Here is a 24,045-nt window from a genome sequence, read left to right on the forward strand (position 1 = left end):
GCCCGAACGGGGGAGAGGGACTCATCTCCAAAAGCTGGACGCCGCCCCATACCCCGGCTTACCATCCCCGCACCATAAGCCGCGAAGGCAAAGCCACATGCAGATCACCCGCCACGACCCCGTCATCGCGACGCTGCAGCCAAGCAACCATCCCTATCTCAACGGCGCCTGGACCCCGCAGCATGAGGAGGTCACCGCCACCGACCTGCAGGTGATCGAGGGGCAGATCCCCACCGATCTCGACGGCATCTATCTGCGCAATACCGAGAACCAGCTGCACCAGCCGCTTGGCCGCTATCATCCGTTCGACGGCGACGGCATGATCCACCAGATCGATTTCCGCGCCGGCACGGCCAGCTATCGCAACCGCTGGGTCCGCACCCGCTGCTTCCAGGCCGAGCAGGAGGAGGGCGGCTCGCTCTGGGGTGGCCTCGCCGACCGCGCCGGCACCTCGAAACGCCCCGGCTTCGGCGCGCATGGCGCACTCAAGGATTCATCCAGCACCGACATCATCGTCCATGCCGGAAAGGCGATCTCGACCTTCTACCAGTGCGGCGAGGGCTATATGCTCGACCCCGAAACGCTGGAGCCGCTCGGCGTCGCGCCCTGGGTCCCGCTCGACGGCGTGTCGGCGCATCCCAAGGTCGATGAGCGCACCGGCGAGCTGATGTTCTTCAATTACTCGAAGCACGCGCCGTTCATGCATTACGGCGTGGTCGATCGCGATGCGCGGCTGGTCCATTATATCCCGGTCCCGCTGCCCGGCCCGCGCCTGCCGCATGACATGACGTTCAGCGAGCATTGGTCGATCGTCAACGACCTGCCGGTGTTCTGGGACGCCGAACTGCTCAAGCGCGACATCCACGCCGCCCGCCTGCACGAGGGCGTGCCCGCCCGCTTCGCGCTGATCCCGCGCCACGGGAGCCCGGAGGAGATCCGCTGGTTCGAGGCCGCGCCGACCTACATCCTCCATTTCCTCAACGCCTATGAGGAGGGCGACGAGGTGGTGATGGACGGCTATTTCCAGGAAAATCCCACCCCCGCACCGCTCGAGAACGCCGATGGTTATGGCCACCTCATGGCCTTTGTCGACGAACACAGCTTCCGCTCGAAACTGCACCGCTGGCGCTTCAACCTGGCCGACGGCACCACAAGGGAAGAGCGGCTCGACGACCGCGTGCTCGAATTCGGCATGATCAACCAGCGCGTCGCCGGCCGACGCCACCGCTATATCTATAGCAGCACCTCGAAGCCCGGCTGGTTCCTGTTCAACGGCTTCGTCAAGCACGACCTCGACACCGGCGAGTCATGGGAAGTCACCCTCCCCGAAGGCCGCTACGCCAGCGAAGCCCCGTTCGCGCCACGGACGGGCGCGGTGGATGAGGATGACGGCTATCTGGTGAGCTTCGTCACCGACGAATTGCGCGGGACGTCGGAGTGTATCCTGATCGACTGCAAGCGGTTTGCCGATGGGCCGGTGTGCCGGATCGCGTTGCCGCACAAGATTTGCAGCGGGACGCATGCGCATTGGGCGGAGCGGGGCGTGTTGGGGTGACGGAGCGCTGCCCTCCGAAGGCAGAGGCTAGAGGGTCGAATCCTGCCGGGTGCATCTGCGTTCTATTTCGCCGGGCGAGGCAACTGCCTCCTAATTGGCGGCATATCTGGCGCAACCTGCCCACCCCCCCTCATGAGCAGCATCCTGTTGGCGAATCGCTATCGCGAATACGCCCTGATCGCCGTGCCGCCCATTGCCGGGTCGGAAATCGAATCCCGCCCGGTTTCCAGCCGCCCGGCGAAGCGCCGGAAATAGGCCGGCTCCGTCGCGATCTCGACCGCCAGATCATACCAGCCGGATGTCGCCGATACGCGCCAGAGCTCAGTGGCTGACTGGCCGGGGCGCAGCGTGATCGTCCGGGCATCGAGCACCTTGCCATAGGCCATCGGGCGAATGTCCATCCGCCGCGCCGCCGGCCCGGGATTGTCGAGCGTTAGCACGATCGCGCGCCGCATCGGCTTCGGCTGCAGCGCTATCTGCAGCGCGGTGTTGCTCAATGTTCCGATGAAATGGCGATGAAATCCGTTCGGCCCCAATACCCACAGATCATATGCGTCATCCAGCCACTCCTGCCACAGGCCGCTCAGCCGGGCCGATGCGCCGACCGTGTAGCGCCGCGGCGCGCGTTTCGGTTGCAGTCGGTCATAGACATGGAAGACCGCCCCGGCCCGGCCGCTATTGATGAAGTCGAGGCGAACACCGCCCGTAGAAACATGCGCTTGCGCATCGAGCGCATAGGGCAGGGCGCGTGAGCGGCGCGCACCGGTCGCCTGGACCGGCATGTCGGGCTGGCCGGGTGGTACTGCTATCGTCCGCTTGGGCAAAGCAGCGGCGCGCGCGGCCTGCGCCGCGGTCGCGGGCAAAGCGGGCCAGTTGCGCGCATCGTTCGGATGCCTGAAATCGAACGCCGAGGTCAGGTCGCCGCACACGCTGCGCCGCCATGGCGAGATGTTCGGCTCCTGCACCCCAAAGCGCAATTCCAGCAGGCGGATCACGGAGGTGTGATCGAATGTCTCGCTATTGACCCAGCCGCCCCGGCTCCACGGCGAGATCACATACATCGGCACGCGCGGGCCTAGCCCGTATGGCCGCCCCATATATTCCGGGCGCTCGAACGGGGCATCGGCGGCGGAGCGGACAATATGATACTCGCCTTCGGTCGATACGGTCGATCCGCCGGCCAGGCCATCGGCGGCGGCGGGATCGCGCGACGGTGGCGCGGGTGGCGGCATATGGTCGAAATAGCCGTCATTCTCGTCGAACATCACCAGCAGCGCGGTGCGGCTCCACACTTTGGGATTGGCGGTCAGCGCATCGAGCACGCGCGCGGTATAGTCCGCGCCCTGTGCCGGGCTGGAGGCGGAGGGGTGTTCCGATCCGGCGGCATCGGCGATGATATAGGAAATCTGCGGCAGCGTGCCGGCCACCACGTCCTGGCGCAACCGGTCGAGCTTCTGCGTGGACAGGCCGCGCGCGATCAGCTCATGATCCGCGCCGCCCGGCCCGGCCGCATCGGCATCGCGGAAGCGGCGGAACCCGACCAGCGGATTGTCGGTGAAATTGTCCGCCATATCCTCATAGATGCGCCAGTCGATTCCCGCCGCCTGCAGCCGCTCGACATAGCTGGTCCAGCGATAGCCCTCGGGTGCGCCGCCATTCTTCGCCAGCTGATCGTGCGAATTGGCGATCGACGGTCCGCCGTTCCGGCCCGTCGGGTCATTGGTCCCGCTCCACAGGAACAGCCGGTTGGTGTTGGTCCCGGTCTGGACCGAGCAATGATAGGCGTCGCACAGCGTGAAGGCGTTAGCGAGCGCATATTGAAAGGGCAGGTCGGCGGCGCGGTAATAGCCCATCGACCCCGGCGTCTTCGCCTTGGGCCAGGCGCTCATCCGCCCTTCGTCCCATGCCGCCTGTGCGTCGGGCCAGTTATGCGGCGTCCCTTCGGCGCGCATCAGCGCGAAGGCGGCGACCGTATCGAGATGGAATGGCGCGAGTCCCGCCGGCCGGTCCGGCGCCCCGAATTGCGTCCAGATCGTTTGCCGGCCGGTTCCCGCCGCCGACGGGATCGGGAAGCGATCGCCAAATCCCCGGACACCGGCGGCCGACCCGAAATAATGATCGAAGCCGCGATTTTCCTGCATCAGGATCACGATATGCTCGATGTCCGCGAGCGTGCCGGTGCGCACATCGGCGTCGATCGCCATCGCCCGTGCGATCGGGCTCGCCGCGAGCAGCCCCGCACCCCCCGCCGCCAAAACCCGCCGTCGGTCGATCCGCACCATCGTCACACTCTCCCGCGCCGACCGATATGCCGGAACGGTGCGGGCGAACAGGCCGGATATGCGCTGTTTGCGATCATGTTATGGGACACGATATTTAGTTCGCCGGTGAGGCAATTTTACCGGCTCGCCAATTACCATTTAATCTATTGATTTATAATGATATTAATAGATGGATTGTCTGGCACGACCTGCCACCGCCACCCCGCTCACAACCGTAGCCCAAAGCCAAGCTCTAAACCTGGCGTTTGCGGACTGACCACACGAAGCTGTCGTACCAGAAATGGAGCAGCGAGCAGGCGATGAACGGCGCGACGAATATTTTGGCGCTGCCCGTCGTCGCGGCGGCATAGCCCAATCCGAACACCATGCTGCCGGCGAAGAAGAACAGGGCCGCCTGCTTCCTGCTGCCGCGCCCCAGCCTGCCGGCCATCTGATCGCCTTCTTTCGCCCAGACGAGCGCGAAATACTGGATGGCGTGGTAGAGATTGATCGCCGCCAGCGCCACCAGCGGGGGCGAGAAGCCCCAGGCGAGGATCGACACCACACCGGTGATCACCATCGTCGCCAGCTTGTGTGCCGGCAGCCGGTATCCGGCGCGCATTGCGCGGAGATAGTCGATCGCCGTCCAGCCGATCACCACCACGTAAAGCGCCACCGCGACAAGGCGGATGCCGCGATGTTCGGCGGCAAGCACGCCGGGCAGCGTGGTCAGCGTCTGGAAGATCGTCCCGTCGAACTTGAGGAAATGGTCGGTATGGGTCGCGAGTGCCGCGCCCGCCGCGATCGGGCCGACATAGAGCGCCCAGTTGAGCCTGAGATCGGTCGTGCGCAATTGCTGCGGCGAATTGCCTGCCTTCATATCGTAGAGGCGCGCAAAGCCGAAATTCTGCATCGCCGAATGATGCACGTCCCAGAACACCGCGAGCACGGCGGCAAAGGCGAGCGCCGTGGGCGACAGCAGCAGCAGCGCGATCAGTACCACCGGGACGATGGTGAGCCGCAGCCGATAGGCGTTGAACACCTGGGGGTTCAGATAGGCGCGCGGCACGACGGCGATCAGATGCGCCCAGGTCAATATCGAAATGACGCCGAACATCCCGATCACCATCGGTCCGGCGGCCGCTTTCGGGGCCAGCTGATCCCAACCGCGCAACCATGCCTGGACGAGCAGGAAAGCGACCAGCGGTGCGCCCCAGAAGAGCAGGGCATCGCGCCCGGGCCCGAGAATCGCGCGCGCGGGATCGGCGAGCGACCCGGCCGGCGCCACTGCCGGAGCCCGGTCGAAAGACTGCGAATATTGCGTCGCCAAGACCCGTTCCCCGCCAAATGTTTCCGCGGGTCTAGACTGTCCTGGTTAACGGATAGCTATCGCGAGCCTCTCGGACTGGCGCGTTATGGGGCGTTATGGGAACACGATATTTATCGCGTTGGTGAGCCGATTTCGCCGACGCGATGGGGCAATACAAGCCATTGATATATAACGATATTAATAGGCGGTTCGCGGAGGGCGGCCCGCCGCTTGCATCCGGCAAGCCCATCGAACGCCGCGCTCGCCCCGCGCCAAAGATATGGCACAACCAGTGTCCCATATCTCCCCCCGCGCCTTTTATCGCGCCGCTGATTCAACCCCCGTGCAACCCGCGTTATCCCGGCAAGCATGGAAACCAGACCGTCAACTTTCAAAACCGATTATATCCGTCAGGCGCAGGAGCTTTATGCCCAGGGCCTGACCGATCGCGAACTTGCCGAGGCGTTCGGCGTGTCGCGCAGCACCATCTTTCGCTGGCGCGCCGCATACCCTGAGTTCGCCGAGGCGACGAAGCTTGGGAAAGACGTTGCCGACGACCGTGTCGAGCACGCGCTGTACGAGCGCGCGATCGGCTACGAGGAGGAGGCGGTGCGCATCTATCGCCCGGCCGGCACCGAAGATCCGGTGATCGTGCGCTACAAGCGTGAAGTGCGCCCCGATGCCGGCGCCGCACTGCAATGGTTGCGCGCGCGTCGCCCCGGACGCTGGGCACGGCCTACCCCGCCGCCTGAGGAGGATCATAAATCCGCTGCGGATATCCTCAAGGCAATGGACCGTGTCGGCGACCTGGCATTGCCCGAATATCGCGAGATGCTGCGCTATCATGCGCGGGAATAAGCGCGGGGCCGGCATCGCCGTGAAGCTGTCCGGATGAGAGCGAAACGTTGCGCGGCACCCGACCACCGACGCGCGCGCGTGTCAGCTCCAGGCCGCCCGTTCCGCCTCGGTCAGCGGCAACGTCGTCCGCGCACCCCCGGCCGCGGCCTGCGCCGCCGCTTCGATTACCGCCATCACCGCCAGTGCCTGGATCGGCGGCACTGGGTTGGCGCCGCCGCCGCGCAGCGCCTGATGGATCGCGCGGTAATAGTTGCGCTGGTCGCCCGCCGGGGTGGGGAGGCTGCGCACCTCATCGCCCTGATAGAGCCGGAGGTCATCGCCATCCTCGCCCCAGCCCGGCGCGCCCGGGGCGATGCCGGCGAGCAATTGCTGTTCCTGCCGATCGGCCCGCGCCTTGACCACGCTCGCCTCGGTGCCATGCACGGTGAAGCGTGCGGTGCCGCCGGCCACCACCATGCCGGCATGGAGCACGACGCGCCGCGCGCCATAGTCGAGCACGACATGCGCCCAGTCATCGACCTGTCCGCCGCCGCGCTGCACGGCAAGGTTCGCCTGCAGGCTCTCGGGCAGGCCGAACAGCTGCAAGGCCTGATCGACCAGATGCGGGCCGAGGTCGAACCACACGCCGCTGCCCGGCAGCGCCTGTTCGCGCCAGCGGTCGCGCACCTCCGGGCGAAAGCGGTCGAAATGCGATTCGAAATGCACGACCTCACCCAGCGTGCCCGCCTCGATCAGCTGCTTCACGCCGAGATAGTCGCTGTCCCAGCGCCGGTTATGGAACACCGACAACAGCCGGCCCTGTTCGTCCGCCAGCGCGATGAGGTCGCGCGCCTCGTCCAGGTCGAGCGTGAAGGGCTTGTCCACCACGACATGCTTGCCCGCCGCCAGCGCGGCGCGCGCCAGCGGCGCATGGCGGCTGTTCGGGGCGGCAATGACGACCAGCTCGATCTGCGGATCGGTGACGGCCTGAAGCGGGTCGGCCACGACACTCACGCCGGGCAGGTCGGCATGCACCTTATCCGCATCGCTCGACGCGACCAGCGCCAGGTCGAGCCCCGCGATCGAGCGGATCAGCGGCGCGTGAAAGGTCCGGCCCGAAAAGCCATAGCCGATCAATGCGGTCCGGACCGCCGATCCCTGCGCCGTGTCATTCATCAATCTTCGCCTTGCCGTTGCCGGCCTGTCCTAGCGCAATTTCCTGGCGAGTTGACCCACTCTCTCTCCGTCTCTCCGTCTCTCTCCGTTCGTTTCGAGCGAAGTCGAGAAACAGGCCTCAAAGGTTGCGCACAGTTTCTCGACTGCGCTCGAAACGAACGGAAGGGGGCTCTCCTGCGATGCCCGGTGAATCTCTCGATCAGCGCGGGCCCGCCGTTACGGCTGCACCACCCATTTGCCGCGCTGCGCGAGGCAGCTCGACTTGGTGTCGGCGAGCGATTTGGGGCTGCGCGCATAATAATAGGTGCTGACCTGCTGGCCATAAGGGCCGACGCATTTCGCCTGTGCCCGGGGCGGGCAGGCCTTCAGCACGGTGGCCTTCATCGGCCCGTTCGACTGGCATTGCTCGGCATACATCGCGTCGGGAACTTTCAGCGGGGTCTCGCTGCAATCCTTGATCGTCTCGGACATGATCACGCCCTCGAGCAGGCAGGCCTTCTGGGCATGGGCGGTCCCGCCGCCGGCCATCAGGAAGAAGAAACCGACCGCACCTGCCTTGACCAAATTCATGACCTTCTCCCCGCTGTGAACGCGCATCGACATGCCTGTTCACAAATAGATTTCGCGCTCGCGGCTTGTCCAGAGCAGGCCGTTAAGTCCTTGGCGGAGCGGGGATGGCGTCGCTCAGCGCGCGCCGCCGGGCGAATCGGCCGCCGGGTATTCGAGGCTCGGATACCAGTCGGTCCCGCGCCCGCCCGGCGTCCAGTCGAGGATGGTCCACAGCGGTGTGGGGTCGGGCGCGAGATGCGGGTCGAACCCCGGATCGGCGGTGTCGAAGCCGCCTTCGGCCGCCCAGAACAGATTGACCTTGTCGCCGCGCCGTTGCCAGACAGTGACGATCGCCCCTTCATCGCCACTGGCGTCGATCCCGCCATAATCGCGCGCGAAATCGTCGCCGATGGTCTGATAGAAACGCAAGTTGCGCCAGCCGCGCTCGAGCGCGACCGCCTGTTGCCGCGCGACCGGCGAGCTGCCGATGATCGCCATCGCGATGCGTTGCTCGATATCGCGCGCGGGGATGTCGAGCGAGCCGATGAACGAGGTGCACATCGGGCAGGGCCGCTCGCGCTCGGGGCCGTACATCCAGTAATAGGTGAACAAAGTATCGTGCCGGCCGAACATGTCGTTCAGCCCGACCTCCTTCCCGTCCTCGTCGAGGAAGCGATAATCCCGCGCCTCGCCGCCCGGTGGCAGCGCACGACGCTGCGCCGCGACCCGCTGGATCTGGCGGCGCAGCTCGATTTCCTCGGCAAGCAAGGCGGTGCGCGCGCGGTGATAGTCGTCGCTGTCATGCGGAAAGGGCTTTCGGCCCTTGGTCGCCAGCTCCATTGCCGGTGCGAGCGGCTGGTCGGGCTTTGCATGGTCGGTCATCGATACTCTCCCGGATATCCCCCCGGACAGGCGGTCCCTTTATCGATGCGGACGCGCAGTTGCGGCACTTCCAACGCAGGGAGACGCCGCGCGTTGCATTTTTTGGGTCGAGGTCCGATTCCTGGTCCCAGGCCCTGCTTATTCCCCGAACGACGCCACGATCGCGGCGATGGCCGGCTTGGTGTGCTCGGTCACGGGGTCGTCCGTTCTATCCTCGGGGATATGATATTCGCCCGCGTCGAACGCCTGAAAGACCCTGAAGAAGAGATCGGGCCATGGAAGGTCGGGATTGAGCGGCCGCGATGCCGTCGCCGTCGTGAACAGGCCATTGGCCACGCCGTCACAAAACTCGAACGACAGCTCTCCTGCGTGGAAGCCCCGGGCCAGCGCGGTCGCGATGTCATTGTAGAGCGCATACTCTTTCTGGGTATCGGATCCCGTCCAGCGTTCGATGTCCGACTGGTCGGGGAACAGGGTTGCTGCGCCCGGATCACGATCATGGCGTTCCTGAAGCTCGCTTATGATGCGGTCGATCGGCCATGCCATTGGCTCGTTCTGCCCGACCTCGGCAGCATCGGTCACCCCCTGTTGCGCCCTTTGGTCGTCCGCACCCCTCGATCAGCGCTTCTGGAAATTCCGTTTGGCCGATTGCTGCTGGCCGATGATCCGCCATTGATCATAGGTGCGGCAAATCATCTTGCGGGTCGGCTTGTCGTACAGGCACACCTGCCGATCGCCAGAAATCGAGCCGACCGGGCCAACCGGGATGCCGAGCGGCGGCGTGGGCCTGGGGTCCGGCGCGCCCTGGGCATATTGCGCGTGCGCGGGAATGCAGGGCGCGAGCGACAACGCCAGGATCCAGCCGCCGAGACTGCGAAAAACGCGGTACATTCCGGGAATGTAGCACCTGAAAGCCAGAGTGCCATAGGTCCCGGAATGTTTCGTGGTGACCTCGCCGTTTACCTGATGACGGGCCTTGGGGCTGCGCCGCCCTTATTTCGGCTTCACGAACTTCAGCGTCATGCGGTCGCTCTCGCCGATCGCGGCATAGCGCGCCCGGTCGGTATCGCCCTCCTGATAGGTCGGGGGCAGAGTCCACACCCCCTTGGGATAATCATGCGTGTCCTTCGGGTTGGCGTTCACGCCGCTTTCGCCGGCCGGCCTGAAGCCGGCTTTGATCGCATAGGCGACCACCGTGGATTGCTTCATATAACCGCTCTTGCCTTCCTCGACTCCGGTCTGGTCCTCGGGCAGCCGGTGTTCCTCGACGCCGAGCGTGCCGCCGGGCTTGAGCATCGCGAACATCTGATCGAACGCCGCCTGGGTCTTGTCGCCGTCGCTGAAGCGCCAGTTATGCACGTTGCGGAACGTCACCACGACATCCGCCGTACCCGCCGGCACCTTCGGTCCCGCGCCTTCGGGGAAGATCGCATATTTGACGGTGCGATAAAGGCCGGGATTTTCCGCCTGCTTCGCCTTGACCGCGGCCTGACCCTTCTCGCTGGCGGCGGCGACATAAAGCGTGCCTTTCTTCGCGAGATAGGGGGCAAGGATCTCGGTGTACCATCCGCCACCCGGCCAGATCTCGACCACCGTGTCAGTCGGCTTCACGCCGAAAAAGGCCAGGGTCTCGGCCGGATGGCGGTATTTGTCGCGGGCCATATTCTCGGGCGGGCGCGTCGATGCCCCGACCGCTGCCATGATCTCGCCACCCGGCGCGGCGTCCTGCGCCAGGCCGATCCCGGCAGTCAGGGCGCCGGCGCCGATCATCAGGACGGCGGCGAAAACGGGCAGAGTGCGCATCGAAAATTCCTTCTGGCGGGGGATAGGCGATGCCCGTCTTGTCGCGCACATCCGCGTCCGCGACAATTGCCCGGCCGTGTAATTTTCCGTGTCCGCACCTTTCCATTGGCGCGCAATTATGATCGTCTCCGGTTTCGACAGACTCACAAGGGGTGGCACATGAAAAGCTGGTTGGCGGCGGTACAGGTTGCGGCATTATGCGTCGGCATTGCCGTGCCGGGGATCGCCCCGGCGCAAGTGCCGACATCGACCGCGCCGCTTGCGCTGAAGCCCGACCAGCAGGCCTTTCTCGATCTTTACAAGGAGATGGTCGAGACCAACACGACGCTGTCGGTCGGCAGCTGCACTCAGGCGGCGGCACAGGTCGCCACGCGCTTGAAGGCGGCGGGCTATACCGATGCCGACATCACGACGTTCGCCGTGCCCGATCATCCCAAGGAAGGCGGCATCGTCGCGGTCCTGCCGGGCACGTCGAAGACGCTGAAGCCAATGCTGCTGCTGGCCCATATCGACGTGGTCGAGGCGAAGCGCGAGGACTGGACGCGCGATCCGTTCAAGCTGATCGAGGAGGGCGGCTATTATTATGCGCGCGGCGCCGCTGACGACAAGTCGATGGCGGCGGTGTGGGCGGATCTGATGATCCGATTCAAGAAGGACGGATACCGTCCTAAACGCACGATCAAGCTGGCGCTGACCTGCGGTGAGGAAACCACTTATGCGTTCAACGGCGCGCAGTGGCTGGCGCAGAACAAGGTCGATCTGATCGCCGCCGAATTCGCGCTCAACGAAGGCGGCGGCGGGGATACCGACGGCAAGGGCAAGGTGATCGTCCAGACCATGCAGGTCGGTGAAAAGGCGGTGCAGAATTTCCGGCTCGAGGCGACCAATGCCGGTGGGCACAGCTCGATCCCGATCCGCGACAATGCGATCTACGAACTGAGCGACGCGCTCGCCAGGGTGCGCGATTATGAATTCCCGGTGCTGATGACTGACACGACCAAAGCCTTTTTCGCCAAGGCGGGCGCGGCACGGACTGACAAGATCGGCGCGGCGATGGTTGCGATCGCCGCCAACCCGCAGGACAAGGCGGCGGAGGCGATCGTGTCGACCGACCGCACCTATCATTCGATGCTGCGCACGACCTGTGTCGCGACGCTGCTCGACGGCGGCCATGCCAATAACGCGCTGCCGCAGCGCGCCGGCGCCAACGTCAATTGCCGCATGTTCCCCGGCCAGACGCTGGCGCAGACTCAGGCCGCGCTGGCCGCGGCGATCGGCGATGCGAAGGTGACGATCACCCCGGTGCCGCCGATCCGCCCGACCGCGGTGCCGCCGTCGCTTGACCCGCGCCTCATGGGGCCGGCGGAGACGCTGGTGAAGAAATATTTCCCCGGCGTGCCGCTGGTGCCGGTGATGTCGACCGGCGCGACCGACGGCATCTTCCTGGAGGCGGTCGGCATCCCGACTTACGGCGTGCCGGGCATGTGGGGCGATCCCGACGGCAATGGCGCGCACGGCCTGAACGAGCGGTTGGAAGTCCGTTCGCTATTCACCGGACGCGACTATCTGACTGATCTGGTGAAGGTGTATGCCAATATGAACTGAGCGCGGGCGGCGGCCCGTCGCAGGTGAGGGGGAGAGACATGATGCGGATGCTGGCCATCACCATTGCCCTGTTGTCGTCGGGGGCGGCCGATGCGCAGCGCTTGGCTGCCTCGCGCCTCACCGACGCGCAGCTCAACGATTCGCTCGAACTCGGCCAGGAGATCGAGGATCGCGCCGATGGCGATCTGAACGGCGACGGACTGATCGACACCGCCTATTCCGTGAGCAGCCCGGACGCCCGCGGCGTAACGGTGCTGATCGCGCAGCCGGCCGGCGTGAAGCCGCCCTTTCGGCCGATCGGCGAGCTCAAGCTCGAACCGGTGGCGCTCGGCCCGGCCTCGCTGTCGATCGCCAAGGGCGTGCTCAAGGTCGAGGAATTGACCGGCGGCACCACGGCAGTGTCGGCGATCTACCGTTTCCGCATCGATCCGGCCTCGGGGCGGGGGCAGCGCATGCGGCTGATCGGGCTCGACGCCACGCTCTACAGCCGCACCTATTCCCATGACGGGTTCGAGATGAGCTGGAACCTGCTGACCAGCGCGATTGTCACGCGCGAGTTGCGGCTTAACAAGGGTGGCGGCGACGCGGCCTATGACAAGGTCTTCGAGCAGCGCTTCAAGCGGGTGAGCAAGCCGCTCTATATGGAGGACGCGCCCGACCCCGAAATGGTCATGATCGACCTGCGCAAACGCTGATCTCCGGCCGCACTTGATCAACCGCACCGCACCGTGCCTAATCGCGTCATGCCCATCCTCAGATTTGCCCTCGCCGCGCTTGCGCTGATCCTCGTCACGCCCTGCGCCGCCGAACCGGTGGAGGACCGCGCCGCGATCCTCGCGGTGATCGCGCGGATGGAGGCGGCGTGGAACCGTGGCGATTTCCGCGGCTATATGACCGGGTTCAAAAATCCCGATGTGGTGTTCGTCTCGGGCGGCAAGTTTCAGGATGGGTGGCAGGGGACGCTCGACCATTATGTCCGCGATTATGGCGCGTCACCGGCGACGCGCGGCACGCTGCATTTCTACGACATGAAGGTGGAACTGCTCGCGCCCGACGCCGCGATGCTGGTCGGCCGCTATCATCTCGAACGCCCGGTCCATGCGGCGGAGGGCGTGAATACGCGGCTGTTCCGCAAGATCGGCGGCGAGTGGCTGATCACGCTCAACCATGTCTCGGCCTATGATGTGCCGCCTATCGCTACTTCTTCGGCGCCTCGGTCCGCGCCAGCAGCGCCGCCAGATCGCCCCGCCAATTGACCGCCCAGGTATGGGTGCCATGCCCATGCGTGTCGTCGGTCTCCGGGATCAGGCGGAACTGCGCATCCTTCATCCGGGCGACCGCGCGCACCGGATAATCGAGGTTGCGCGGGTTGATGAAATCATCCGCCGAATTGATCCAGGTCAGCGGCGCAGTGATCGCTTCCAGCTTCGGCCAGGGATTATAGCTGCGTGAGGCATCGACCTGGTAGATCAGGTCATTGGCGTCGATCCCCGCGATCGACTTCGCGACGCGCTCCTGCGCATAGGCCGCGGCCCTGTCGCGGTCGGGATAGAGTTTCTGCAGATTGACCGGCGCGGCGCCGGCAATGAACAGCAAGGTCGCGGCGGTGCGCAGGCCCTGCACTGGCTGCGCGGTATAATCGCCCGCGGCCCAGGCCGGGTCGGCCTTTATCCCGTCGATCAGCAATTGCCGCCACATGCGGTTGAGCCCGGCCAGCTCGACCGGTTCGCACGCCAGCGGCATCAGCGCACGGGCGAAGTCGGGATGCGTCTCGCCCCAAACCAGGCTGTGCATGCAACCCATCGAGGTCCCCATGATCAGCCGCATGCGCCGGATGCCGAGCCCCTCACTCAGCAGGCGATATTGCGCCGCGACCATGTCGTCATAATCATAGCGTGGGAACCGCATGTGCAGCCCGTCGGACGGCTTGGATGATTTTCCATGCCCGATATTGTCTGGCAGGATGATCCAGTAGCGCGTGATGTCGAGCGGCTGACCTGGGCCATATAATTGGTCGGCGAATTGCGGCGACAGGAATTGCTGCCCGGTCCCGCCGGTGCCGTGAAGCACCATCACCGCATTATCGATCTGCCCCCGTGCATCGCGGTGCGGCTTGCCGAGCATGGTGTAATGCAGCTTCAGATCGGGCAGCGTCTCGCCCGATGCGAAACGGAAATCTCGGATGTGGAAATCGGCCACGGCGGTCGGCCATTTGCTGGTCGGTGCGGGCGCCGGCGCGGCGCTGGCCGGCGGTGCTGGAGGAGCCTGAACGGCGGGGGCGGCGGCCTGGGCGGCGAGCAGAAGGAGCGATGCGATCATCCGCCGCTTCTGCTCCCTGCGGGGCCGCCTGCCAAGCCGCCGGCGATTCAACTCGGTCGGTTATGATGCCAGTATCATCTCCACGCGCCGGACATCCCCGGCCAGCTCTTTCTCATCATGAAACGAACCCCAGAGCGCCTGCTGTTTCGTCGCGAACAGCAGGGTCCGCATGCTGTTAATTGCTGTTTCCATGCTGTTATTGAATAACAGCATGGGTGGTCATTATCGCGTTGAGATTATGGCAAGAAATCGCGCCGAAAATCCAACTTAACAGCATGGAAAAAATTCACGACGAAAACAGCATGGAACAGCAGGGTCCGGTCGCCTTTTCCGCGACGACCGGACCGCCGATCATGCCTCCACCATCGTCCCCATCGTCACATAATCGATCTTGCCCGTGCCCAGCACCGGCAGCGCCTCGACGATGCGGACATCCTTCGGCACCATCAGTTCGGTCACGCCATTGGCCCGGGCCCAGGCCTGCAGCGCGCCTGCACTTGCGTCCTGGCGGGTGGTGAACAGCACCAGCTGCTCACCCTTGCGCGCATCGGGCCGGGTGACGACGGCATGCTCGGCGTCGGGCCAGAGCGCGCCGGCATAGCCCTCGACCGCGGGCAGCGAGACCATCTCGCCGCCGATCTTGGCAAAGCGCTTGGCGCGGCCGCGGATCGTGATGAAGCCGGCATCGTCGATCGTGACGATATCGCCGGTATCGTGCCAGCCGTCCTCGGGTGGTTGCAGCACGCCCGGCTTGTCGGCCTTCAGATAGCCCGCCATCACGTTCGGCCCACGGATCGACAGCCGCCCGCCTTTCTCGATCCCCGGTACCGGATCGAGCTTGCTGGACATGCCGGGCAGCAGCCGCCCGACCGTGCCGGCGCGGAAATGCATCGGCGTGTTGACCGCAATCACCGGCGCGGCCTCGGTTGCGCCATAGCCTTCCAGGATGCGCAGGCCGAACTTCTCGGCATAGGTCTTGCGCGTTTCGTCGCGCACGCGTTCGGCGCCGGCGAAGATGTAGCGCAGCGAGTAGAAGTCATAGCCATGCGCCATCCGCGCATAGCCGCTGAGGAAGGTATCGGTCCCGAACAGGATCGTCGCGTTGGCGTCATAAGCGAGCGCCGGGACGATGCGGTAATGCAGCGGGCTGGGATACAGCACCGTCTTCACCCCCGACAGGATCGGCAGCAAGGTGCCGCCGGTCAGGCCGAAGCTGTGGAACACCGGCAGCGCGTTCAGCACCACATCGCTTTCATTGAAATCGATCCGTGCCGAGAGCTGCTGGCAATTGGCCAGCAGGTTGCGATGTGTCAGCACCACGCCCTTGGGCAGCCCTTCGGAACCGCTGGTGAACAGGATCACCGCCGGCGCGTCGCTCGACACGCCAAGGCGGCGGTGAAGCCGCCCGGCAAAGCGGGTGAGGAACAGCGCGCGCAGCTTCTCCATTGGCCCGATCGTCGCCGCGATATCCTCGAGATAGCGGATTGCGATCCCAGCCTCGGCAAGCCCGGCGACGACGTCACCCAGCTTGGCCTGATCGACAAAGGCGTGTGCGGTGACAATGGTACGGACCTCCGCTGCGGCGCAGGCTGCCTTCAGATTGGTCAGCCCGGCGGTGTAGTTGAGCATCGCCGGCACGCGGCCTTTGGCCTGTAGCGCGAAGAAGGTTGCGACCACGCCGGCGACATTGGGCAGCAGCACGCCGACCGCTTCGCCCTGCCGCGTGCCCTTGGCGAGCGGGTGGCCCAGCGCGAGCGATCCGGTGATCAGCCGCGAATAGGCGAGGGGGGAGCGTTTGATGTCCTCGACCACCTGCGCCTTGCCGCCGTGAATGTCCTTCGCGTCGAGCAGCGCCTGGAACAGGGTGCGGTCGATATCCGACGTGGCGAAGATCATTTCGCTCATCACGTCGTACAGCATCCGCCCCGCTGCTGCGCGCCGCTCGCGCGCGCTGCCGCTGGCGAGGGCGAAACGGCGCTGCGGCAGGATCGTCAGGCTGATCTTGGGGAAGGTGCGCCGCCGCACCTTGCCGTCGAGATAGGAAAAGGGCGTGAATTGCGCGCCGTCGATGCGGACGGGGACGATTGGCGCATCGGCCTTGTCGGCGACCATGCCGGGGCCATCGAACACCTTCATCAGCGCGCCGGTGACTGTGATGCGTCCTTCGGGAAAGATCACCAGGGTGCGCCCCTGCTTGACTGCCTTGACCATCGCCTTCGCCGCCATCGGGTTGGTCGGGTCGACCGGAAAGGCGTTGAACATGCTGAGGAACGGCCTGACCCACCAGGCCTTGGCGATGCGCGAATGGATCGCGAAGGTCGGCTTGCCCGGCAGAAACGCAGCGAGCAGCAGCCCGTCGAGGAAGGAGACATGGTTGACCACCACCACCGCCGGCTCGCCCGGCTGCGGCATGTTCTTCTGGCCGGTGACTTCGACGCGGTAGAGCAAGGTGAGCGTCCAGCGCACCAGTGCCTTGAACACCGTTTCGGGCAGCAGCCAGCAGGAGATCAACGCGATCGCCAGCGTCGCAAAACCCATCGCGCCGATCACGCCCGGCACGCTCGTGCCTGCCGCGAGCAATCCGAGCACCACCGCGACCAGCAGCACAGTGATGACCGAATTGACGATGTTGTTGGCCGCGATGATCTGCGATCGCTGTTCGGGTGCGCTGCGCGTCTGCAGGATGGCATAAAGCGGCACGATGAACACGCCACCCGAGACGGCGATACCCGCGACCGAGGCGAGGATCAGCCAGCTTCCCGATGTGGCCATGAACGCCCCGACCGACGGGCCCGCACTGCCGATGGTGAAGGTCCGCGTCGCGATCCACATCACGACCAGCGAGCCCGCCAGCACCAGCGCGGATGCCGGCACATAACGCGCCGACACTTCACCCGCGAGCATCCGGTTGACCGCCATCGAGCCCAGGGCGACGCCGAACGAGAAGACCAGCAGCAGCAGCGTTATCAGGTCACGCCCGCCGCCCAGCGTGCCGGTTACCAGCGATGCGAGCTCGGACAGGATGATGGCGCCGACCGCGAAGAACCAGCTGATCCCGAGGATCGCCAGCCATACGCCGCGCCCGCCGTGCGCTGCCTTCAATATGTGCCAGGTGCCGCGCGCGATATTCCAGTCGATCGGCTGGCGCGGTTGCAGCGATGGTGCACGCGGTACGAACAGGCTGGCGAACAGGCCGAGCAATGCAACGCCGGTCGCCACCAGCCCCGCCTCCCAGGGCGGGATCCTGCCGCCGAGCAACTGACCGCTGAGGATCGCCAGGAACGTCCCCGCCTCGATCAGGCCGGTGCCGCCCATGATTTCGCGCTCGCTCAGATGCTGCGGCAGGATCGAATATTTGACCGGCCCGAAGATCGTCGAATGCACGCCCATCAGGAACAGGCAGGTGAGCAGGATCGGCACGGATTCAAACCAGAAGCCGCCGATCGCCATGATCATGATGCCGACCTCTGCCGCCTTTACCACGCGCACGAGGATGGCCTTGTCCAGTGTGTCGGCCATCTGCCCGGCAATCGAGGAGAACAGGAAATAGGGCAGGATGAACAGGCCCGTCGCGATCGTCGCCAGCATTTCCGCCTTGCCCGGATTGGCGGCGTAGAGCCCGAAATTGGCGAGGAAGAGCAAGGCGAATTTCAGCAGATTGTCGTTGAACGCACCCAGGAACTGAACGACGAACAACGGGGCGAAGCGGCGTTTGCCGAGCAGTGAAAGATCAGGGGCGGACATGGTGTCTCCTCTCGGCTTTCCTATCGGCCAATCGCGAAGCCGACGTTAATGGCGCGCATGATATTGGGCAATTGATCATCGCTCAATTAAAAAATGAACGGTGATCAATTTAATTTCCGACAAAGATGGTGAATGAATGGTTCAAGCCTGTTTCGGCCACCACGGGATGAAGCCGGAGGTGCGCCGCATATAGTCCTCATAACCCGGCTTCTTGCGCTTGAGCCGACCCTCGATGGTCGGTGCGCCCGACCAGCGCATCAGCGTCCAGGTGAGCAGGATCGGGCCGGGCAGTGCGTACAGCCCAGTGCCGGTCTCAGCAGCAATCAGGTACAGCCCCCACCAGGTACAGGCATCGCCGAAGTAATTGGGATGCCGGGTATAGCGCCACAGTCCGCGGCTCATCACTTGCCCGGCATTGGCAGGATCCCGGCGGAAGCGGAGCAGTTGCCAGTCGCCGATGCTTTCGAACGCGATGCCGATCATGGCGAGCCCCGCACCGATCACCCCCACCAGGCCAAGCGGTGGGGCAGGGTCGATCTGGCCGAGCTGGACTGGCAGGCAGACGATGAACAGCAACGGTGCCTGGGTCGCGAAGACCAACAGCAGCGACGCCCTGGCAAATCCCCAGCCCTTGGCGGCCTCGACCTTGGCAAACATGGTCTGGTAGCGGCGGTCGGGGCCGTGGGCGCGCCAGCGCCACAACAGATATCCGCCAAGCCTGACGCCCCAGACCGCGCAGAGCCCGATCAGCAAGGTCTTGCGGGTCGGGTCGCCGCCGGTCTGAACGAAGGTCGTACTGGCGAGGAACACCATACCGAGCGCCCAGACGCTGTCGATCGGTGTCACATCGCGCGTCTTCAGGCAGATCAGCCACAGCATGACGAACAGCAGGGCGAGAAGCGCCGCATTGGTGGCAAGCAGCGCCGCGACGCTCATGCTGCTGCGCGCTCGACGATGAAGCTGACCGTCGTGGTGGTCGATCCGCCGATGTTGAGCGTCTGCAGGCGCTCAGCGCCGTCGACCTGATAGTCGCCCGCACGGTCGGTGACCTGTTTGTAGGCGTCGAGCAGCATCCGCACCCCGGTTGCGCCGACCGGATGGCCAAGGCCGATCAGTCCGCCCGACGGATTGACCGGTAGGCGTCCGCCGCGATCGATCGACCCATCCTCTATTGCCTGCCAGGACTGACCGGGCGGGGTCAGGCCGAGATGGTCGATCGCCATATATTCGGTCGCGGTGAAACAATCGTGCGTCTCGACCGCATCGAGCTGGGCCAGGGCAGTGACCCCGGCGCGGGCACGGGCATCCTCGATCGCGCGGCGCACCTGCGGAAAGACAAAGGCTTGGTCCCGGCTTGCCGCGATCTTCTGCGCATAGCCGATCGGCGCGGTACGGTGGCCCCAGCCGCTGATCCGCGCGAGGCTGTCCAGCGCTACGCCGCGTTTGCAGGCATAATCGGCAGCGCGCTCTGGCGAGGCGAGGAATACCACCGCCGTGCCGTCGGTCACCTGTCCGCAATCCATCTTGCGCGTCCGCCCCTCGATCACCGGATTGGCGTCGTCATCGGCAGTGAAGCTTTCAGGGGTGAAGCGATGACCGCGCGTTTGGGCATTGGGGTTACGCTTGGCGTTGCCGAAGTTGATCTCGGCGATGCGCATCAGATGTTCGTAGCTGAGCCCGTAGCGCTGATCATACTCCTCGGCGAGATCGGAAAAAGCGCGCGGCCAGACGAACTCGGCATCATGATACTCATGGCCTGCCCAGGCGGCGGCACCGAGATGCTCTGCGGCGAGATTGCCCGGCACATTACGCATCTGCTCGATCCCGATAACGCAGGCCAGGTCGTAGCGCCCTGCCTCGATCTCGGCGGTCGCGGCGAGCAGGGCAACGCTGCCCGAGGCGCAGGCCGCTTCGTGCCGCGCGGCGGGCATGCCGTCGAATGCCGGATCGACCAGGCCGAAAAAGCCGCCCAACTGGCCCTGGCCGGCGAATAGCTCGGCGGTGAAGTTGCCGACATGGCCGGTCTCGACCTCCGCCGCATCGAGGTCGGTTGCGGAGAGGCCCTGATTGATTCCCTCGGCAAAAGCCTGGGCAATGTCCATGCCCTGACGGCTCCATACCTGCGAGAAATCGCTCTGCCAGCCGCCAAGTATATAGACCATCCCCGCGCGCTCCCCGCGATTTTACCGGAGTGTCGCAACTAACTGTCGGTATGGCAATTCGGGGGTTTGTATCGTGCTCTCTCGCACGATAGGGCAGTGTCATGAGGGGCAGGACAGGATCGCAGCACGGGCCCATTCTCTCGCCCGAAATGCGGCTGGTCGCGGCATGCTGCCGCTGGCCGGCGACCCCCGCGCGCGATGCCGCCGTGCGCGCCGCAGCTTTTGGCATCGACTGGGCTCTCTTCGACAAGCTCATCGCGCGTCACCGCGTGCTGGGTCTGGTTTATGCCGCCCTTTCGTCGGCGGGCGTGACGCTGCCGGAGGGCCTCGCGCGCACATTGACGACGCGCGTCGGGCAGATCGCCGTGCAGAACAGGATCCTTGCGGCAGAATCGGCACGGCTTCAGGCAAAGCTCGATGCCGCTGGCATCCCGTCGTTGCTGGTCAAGGGCGCGCCGCTGGCGCAGCTCGCCTATGGCTCGCAGGCATTGAAGCACGCCAAGGATATCGACTTGCTGGTCCGCCCGGCGGATCTTGCCGCCGCGCTCGCGCTGGTTCGCGGCGATGGCTACCAGCTCTGGCTGCCTGCGCGCGAGCTGAGCGAGCGCCAGCTCGGCGATGTCATGCGCCATAGCCGCGATATTGCGTTGATCGACGGCAAGCGCCGCGTGCAGTTGGAACTGCATTGGGGCCTGACCGACAATCCCCGCATGCTTTCCGGATTGGATGCGACCGCGGCGACCCAGGTGGTGGTGTTGGGCGAGGGCGGTCCGAGCGTCCGCACGCTGGGGCCGGACGGCCTGTTCGCCTATTTGTGCGTGCACGGCGCGGCGCATGGCTGGATCCGGTTGAAATGGCTCGCCGATGTCGCGGCGCTGGCAGGCCAGGGGTCACCGGACGAGATCGACGGGCTCTATCGTGCCGCGATCGCGCTCGGGGTGGGAGACTGTGCCGCACAGGCGCTGCTGCTTGCCGAAACACTGCTTGAAATGTCACTGCCGCCGGTGCTTGCCGAAGAGCTCCACGCCAATCGCCGCGTGCGCAAACTGGTCGCCGTCGCGCTCGACATCATGGTCGGGCCGGGGGCGGAGCAGGAGATCGCCAATCGACGCTTCGGGCAGGCGCGGCTGATCCGCGCGCGCTTTCTGCTATCCCGCGACTGGCGCGACCTGGGCGTCAACATCGTCACGCATATGACCGCGCTGGACGATGTGCTGGCGATACCCTTGCCGTCGCTGTTGCATCTTCTCTATCCTCTGCTGCGCGTGCCGTTATGGATCGGGCGACGCATCGGCGTGGCGGGGCGCGGCCGGAAGGAAGAGGGGGTTCAATGACCGAATTGGTGACCCGTGCGATGTTCGAACCGCATATCGGCAGCGCATTTGCCGTGCGGCTACACGAATATGAGGACGTGCTGACTCTGGTCGAAGTCGGCGATCTGCCGCACGGCACGCAGCATGATGCGCGCGAGCCCTTCACCTTGTTGTTCAAGGGAGCCAGTACCAGCATCCTGTTCGATCAGCAGATCCTTGCGCTGAAGCATCCGGTGCTCGGCGTGACCGAGATCATGCTGACACCGTGCGGGCGCGATAGCGGTGGCGGCTGCTTCCACTATGAAGCGGTGTTCAACTGAGCCTCTTGCCCGGACGGCGTTGCGCCATCGGGGAACCATTCCATCAACCAGTACGGTCCGCGCCGCTCGATCTCGCGGAAACCCTTGCGGTCGTACAGCCGGCGCGCCGGGTTGAAGCCCTCGACATGGATCGACACGCCGCGCCCGAGCGCTGCCGCCTCCGCCATGATCCGGTCGAGCAAGGTGCCACCAATGCCCTTACCCGATGTTTCGGGCAGCAATGAGATGTCGACGATACGGTGATCGCGCGTGCCGCAAAACAGATAGAGACGCCCCACGGGGGCGCCGTCCGCTTCGATCACGCTGAATTCGGCGTCGTGATAATGCGTCTGGTAATGGCTGCGCTGCATTGAGAATTGTTGCTCGAGAAACGGGCGCTGGGCTTCGTCCGGAATCCCCATCGCCACGACCTCGGCCCAGCGGATCGCGACATAGAGACGGCGGAGGAACGGTTCGTCCTCCGCCGTCTCCGGGCGCAGCGTAAAGGCTGGCAGTGTCAACGCATCAGTTCCGCGTCGGGAAAACCCCTTCGATGCAGATACAGACCATCAGCGGCAGATAGGGCTGCCGATTCTCATGCGGGTTGGAACTGCCGGTGATGCCGACAGAAAGCGGGTGCATGATCACCGGCTGGGTCAGCGGTGGTTTGAGATACGGTGCGGAAGGCGTGCCGGCTGGCGAGGAAAGGCGGCTGAGGCTGGTGGCGTTGGTCGGCACATTGCTCAGGCCAGTGATCGCACTGGGAAGCACCTTGTTGTGAACGATGTGACTATGTGCCGGCATCGTCGTCTGATTCAGCGTGATGTACTCGCTGCCGATCGATTCCCCGACAACATAGTTGGACAGGCCAGGGCCTTGCCCCTGGCTGACCGGGCCGCGCCCGGAATAATTCGGCAATGCGAAGGTGGTCGTACCGTTGCCGCCATAGTTGGTACCCAGGATCGAAAACAGCGCGGCATATTGCTGGATCGGCAATATGTTACCGTTGCATTGCAACCAGCCGCGCGGGACGAAAGTGAAACCGAAAGCGCGAATTTCGCCAAGATAACCGTCCATGATAAAGCTCCCTGTTCGCCGTCAGTTGCGGCTGGGAAAAATGCCCGCCAGCGCGATGATGTACGTCGCCGCTAGGGTAGGCATTATATTGTCGTGCGGCAGGGTGTTGCCTACCGGTTGCACGGTATCGAGCGCCAGGGTGACGTCATTGGGCGTTATCCCGGTCGGATCGAGGTAGAGCAGCTCGCCTAGTTCTGGCTGAGCCAGCAACGCGTTCGAGGGCTGGGATGTCGTTGCTGCCGTCGCCTGAGCGATCAGGCTGTGCGAATGCGACGGAATCTGCGTCTCGAGAAGGGTCACCATCTCACTGCCGGATGCCTGGCCGATGACATAGGAGGACAATCCGGGGCCTGTCCCCTGGTTGACCGGGAAACGGCCCCGCAGATCGGGCACAGCGAATGTCGTCTGGCCGTCGCCGCCATATGTCGTGCCGATCAGCGCGAAAAGTGCGTCATAGTTTGAGATCGCAAGTAGCGCACCATTGCAGAGATGCCAGTTGGCAGGTGCAAAATTACCGCCGAACAAGCGGATTTCGCCAAGATAAGGAGTCGCCATTTTTTACATCCTCCAGGAGGGAGCGTTGTCCGACAGGGTCAATTGCGCGAGGGGTAGATGCCCGACATCGAGATACAATAATTGACCGTCAGATAAGGCTGTATGTTGTTATGCGGCTGACCACCGCCGGCGTTCGAAATGCTCGTACCGGCGAGCGCCACCGAATTGGTGGTGGTCGACGCGTAGATCATCTCGTTCGCGCCGCCGGTGACGGCAGTCTGCGCATTGGCGAGATAATTGCTCGCAGCTGGGTTGACGTTCGCATTGCTGCTCGATGCCTTGAGCAAGTGATTATGCGCCGGAAGCTGGCTGGTGACGAGCGTGACATTCTCGACTCCGCCCGATGCCCCTTCCGGATAAAAGGACCCACCGGGAAGCTGGCCCATGCCGAGGACGACGCGCCCGCGCAGGTCGGGCAGAGCGAAGGTCTGAACACCGTTGCCGCCATAGGTTGTGCCGAGCAGCGAGAACAATGCCTGATTCTGCGCGATGCTGATGATGGCGCCATTGCACAAGGCCCAGTTCTTCGGGGCCCAGTCCCATGGGAACATACGGATTTCCCCCAAGAAATAATCCGACATATACCCCTCCTTTAGAAA

The 24,045-nt window shown here is 64.6% G+C and carries 24 protein-coding genes; 7 read left to right on the top strand and 17 right to left on the bottom strand.

The annotated features are described in order from the left end of the window. Positions 1–97: 97 nt before the first annotated feature. Positions 98–1,555, top strand: coding sequence for a carotenoid oxygenase family protein (locus tag ACRECS_RS08830; RefSeq protein ID WP_431582588.1), 1,458 nt, complete (start codon positions 98–100; stop codon positions 1,553–1,555). 158 nt (positions 1,556–1,713) lie between these two features. Here the strand turns inward: ACRECS_RS08830 and ACRECS_RS08835 are convergent, their stop codons facing one another. Together ACRECS_RS08835 and ACRECS_RS08840 are read right to left on the bottom strand one after the other, a co-directional pair. Beyond that, on the bottom strand, positions 1,714–3,837 hold the full coding sequence (locus ACRECS_RS08835) for a phosphocholine-specific phospholipase C (protein WP_431582589.1): 2,124 nt from the start codon (positions 3,835–3,837) through the stop codon (positions 1,714–1,716). A 232-nt stretch (positions 3,838–4,069) separates the two neighbouring features. Further along, on the bottom strand, positions 4,070–5,146 hold the full coding sequence (locus ACRECS_RS08840) for a hypothetical protein (RefSeq protein ID WP_431582590.1): 1,077 nt from the start codon (positions 5,144–5,146) through the stop codon (positions 4,070–4,072). 348 nt (positions 5,147–5,494) lie between these two features. Here ACRECS_RS08840 and ACRECS_RS08845 point away from each other — a divergent pair, with 348 nt between their 5' ends. Continuing rightward, entirely contained in the window at positions 5,495–5,983 is a 489-nt protein-coding gene (locus ACRECS_RS08845; RefSeq protein ID WP_431582591.1) for a helix-turn-helix domain-containing protein, read from the top strand. An 81-nt stretch (positions 5,984–6,064) separates the two neighbouring features. Here ACRECS_RS08845 and ACRECS_RS08850 read toward each other — a convergent pair whose 3' ends face one another. From ACRECS_RS08850 to ACRECS_RS08875, 6 genes are all read right to left on the bottom strand, one after another. Beyond that, positions 6,065–7,138: an oxidoreductase gene (locus ACRECS_RS08850; RefSeq protein WP_431582592.1), complete on the bottom strand. Its 1,074-nt coding sequence runs from the start codon at positions 7,136–7,138 to the stop codon at positions 6,065–6,067. A 216-nt stretch (positions 7,139–7,354) separates the two neighbouring features. Continuing rightward, a complete protein-coding gene (locus ACRECS_RS08855; RefSeq protein ID WP_431582593.1) occupies positions 7,355–7,708 on the bottom strand; it encodes a hypothetical protein in 354 nt (117 codons plus the stop codon). Positions 7,709–7,822: 114 nt separating this feature from the next. Beyond that, complete coding sequence (locus ACRECS_RS08860) at positions 7,823–8,569, bottom strand: DUF899 family protein (RefSeq protein ID WP_431582594.1); 747 nt, start codon at positions 8,567–8,569, stop codon at positions 7,823–7,825. Between the two features lie 138 nt (positions 8,570–8,707). Further along, positions 8,708–9,151 carry a hypothetical protein gene (locus ACRECS_RS08865; RefSeq protein WP_431582595.1) on the bottom strand — a complete coding sequence of 148 codons (444 nt, stop codon included), beginning with the start codon at positions 9,149–9,151 and terminating at the stop codon, positions 8,708–8,710. Positions 9,152–9,187: 36 nt separating this feature from the next. Continuing rightward, complete coding sequence (locus tag ACRECS_RS08870) at positions 9,188–9,460, bottom strand: hypothetical protein (RefSeq protein WP_431582596.1); 273 nt, start codon at positions 9,458–9,460, stop codon at positions 9,188–9,190. A gap of 102 nt (positions 9,461–9,562) precedes the next feature. Beyond that, positions 9,563–10,372: a class I SAM-dependent methyltransferase gene (locus tag ACRECS_RS08875; RefSeq protein ID WP_431582597.1), complete on the bottom strand. Its 810-nt coding sequence runs from the start codon at positions 10,370–10,372 to the stop codon at positions 9,563–9,565. A gap of 159 nt (positions 10,373–10,531) precedes the next feature. Here ACRECS_RS08875 and ACRECS_RS08880 point away from each other — a divergent pair, with 159 nt between their 5' ends. Genes ACRECS_RS08880 through ACRECS_RS08890 form a run of 3 tightly spaced genes read left to right on the top strand, consistent with a single transcriptional unit; the run spans position 10,532 to position 13,233 of the window. Next, positions 10,532–11,977, top strand: coding sequence for a M20/M25/M40 family metallo-hydrolase (locus ACRECS_RS08880; RefSeq protein ID WP_431582598.1), 1,446 nt, complete (start codon positions 10,532–10,534; stop codon positions 11,975–11,977). Between the two features lie 38 nt (positions 11,978–12,015). Beyond that, the gene (locus ACRECS_RS08885) at positions 12,016–12,672 is read left to right on the top strand and encodes a hypothetical protein (RefSeq protein WP_431582599.1); all 657 of its coding nucleotides are present in this window, start codon (positions 12,016–12,018) and stop codon (positions 12,670–12,672) included. Positions 12,673–12,720: 48 nt separating this feature from the next. Next, positions 12,721–13,233 carry a YybH family protein gene (locus ACRECS_RS08890; protein WP_431582600.1) on the top strand — a complete coding sequence of 171 codons (513 nt, stop codon included), beginning with the start codon at positions 12,721–12,723 and terminating at the stop codon, positions 13,231–13,233. Here the strand turns inward: ACRECS_RS08890 and ACRECS_RS08895 are convergent. From ACRECS_RS08895 to ACRECS_RS08915, 5 genes are all read right to left on the bottom strand, one after another. Continuing rightward, a complete protein-coding gene (locus tag ACRECS_RS08895) occupies positions 13,175–14,296 on the bottom strand; it encodes an alpha/beta fold hydrolase (protein ID WP_431582601.1) in 1,122 nt (373 codons plus the stop codon). The genes ACRECS_RS08890 and ACRECS_RS08895 overlap by 59 nt on opposite strands. A 60-nt stretch (positions 14,297–14,356) precedes the next feature. Then, positions 14,357–14,509: a hypothetical protein gene (locus tag ACRECS_RS08900; RefSeq protein ID WP_431582602.1), complete on the bottom strand. Its 153-nt coding sequence runs from the start codon at positions 14,507–14,509 to the stop codon at positions 14,357–14,359. Positions 14,510–14,647: 138 nt separating this feature from the next. After that, a complete protein-coding gene (locus ACRECS_RS08905) occupies positions 14,648–18,040 on the bottom strand; it encodes an acyl-[ACP]--phospholipid O-acyltransferase (RefSeq protein WP_431582603.1) in 3,393 nt (1,130 codons plus the stop codon). Between the two features lie 141 nt (positions 18,041–18,181). Next, on the bottom strand, positions 18,182–18,976 hold the full coding sequence (locus tag ACRECS_RS08910; RefSeq protein ID WP_431582604.1) for a DUF1295 domain-containing protein: 795 nt from the start codon (positions 18,974–18,976) through the stop codon (positions 18,182–18,184). Beyond that, positions 18,973–20,202, bottom strand: coding sequence for an acetyl-CoA acetyltransferase (locus ACRECS_RS08915; protein WP_431582605.1), 1,230 nt, complete (start codon positions 20,200–20,202; stop codon positions 18,973–18,975). The genes ACRECS_RS08910 and ACRECS_RS08915 overlap by 4 nt, the downstream gene beginning before the upstream one ends. A 101-nt stretch (positions 20,203–20,303) precedes the next feature. Between ACRECS_RS08915 and ACRECS_RS08920 the strand changes: the two genes are divergently transcribed. Together ACRECS_RS08920 and ACRECS_RS08925 are read left to right on the top strand one after the other, a co-directional pair. Beyond that, on the top strand, positions 20,304–21,536 hold the full coding sequence (locus tag ACRECS_RS08920) for a nucleotidyltransferase domain-containing protein (protein ID WP_431582606.1): 1,233 nt from the start codon (positions 20,304–20,306) through the stop codon (positions 21,534–21,536). Further along, positions 21,533–21,835, top strand: coding sequence for a DUF6916 family protein (locus ACRECS_RS08925; RefSeq protein ID WP_431582607.1), 303 nt, complete (start codon positions 21,533–21,535; stop codon positions 21,833–21,835). The genes ACRECS_RS08920 and ACRECS_RS08925 overlap by 4 nt, the downstream gene beginning before the upstream one ends. Here the strand turns inward: ACRECS_RS08925 and ACRECS_RS08930 are convergent. The 4 genes from ACRECS_RS08930 to ACRECS_RS08945 are packed head-to-tail and all read right to left on the bottom strand — an operon-like array spanning position 21,814 to position 24,027. Beyond that, positions 21,814–22,335 carry an N-acetyltransferase family protein gene (locus ACRECS_RS08930; RefSeq protein ID WP_431582608.1) on the bottom strand — a complete coding sequence of 174 codons (522 nt, stop codon included), beginning with the start codon at positions 22,333–22,335 and terminating at the stop codon, positions 21,814–21,816. The two genes, ACRECS_RS08925 and ACRECS_RS08930, sit on opposite strands and share 22 nt — an antisense overlap. A gap of 4 nt (positions 22,336–22,339) precedes the next feature. Beyond that, entirely contained in the window at positions 22,340–22,891 is a 552-nt protein-coding gene (locus ACRECS_RS08935; RefSeq protein ID WP_431582609.1) for a phage tail protein, read from the bottom strand. Positions 22,892–22,912: 21 nt separating this feature from the next. Then, the gene (locus tag ACRECS_RS08940; protein ID WP_431582610.1) at positions 22,913–23,446 is read right to left on the bottom strand and encodes a phage tail protein; all 534 of its coding nucleotides are present in this window, start codon (positions 23,444–23,446) and stop codon (positions 22,913–22,915) included. A 38-nt stretch (positions 23,447–23,484) separates the two neighbouring features. Then, the gene (locus tag ACRECS_RS08945; protein WP_431582611.1) at positions 23,485–24,027 is read right to left on the bottom strand and encodes a phage tail protein; all 543 of its coding nucleotides are present in this window, start codon (positions 24,025–24,027) and stop codon (positions 23,485–23,487) included. Between the last annotated feature and the right edge of the window lie 18 nt (positions 24,028–24,045).

The organism is Sphingomonas sp. (assembly GCF_050725575.1).
GTDB lineage: Bacteria > Pseudomonadota > Alphaproteobacteria > Sphingomonadales > Sphingomonadaceae > Sphingomonas.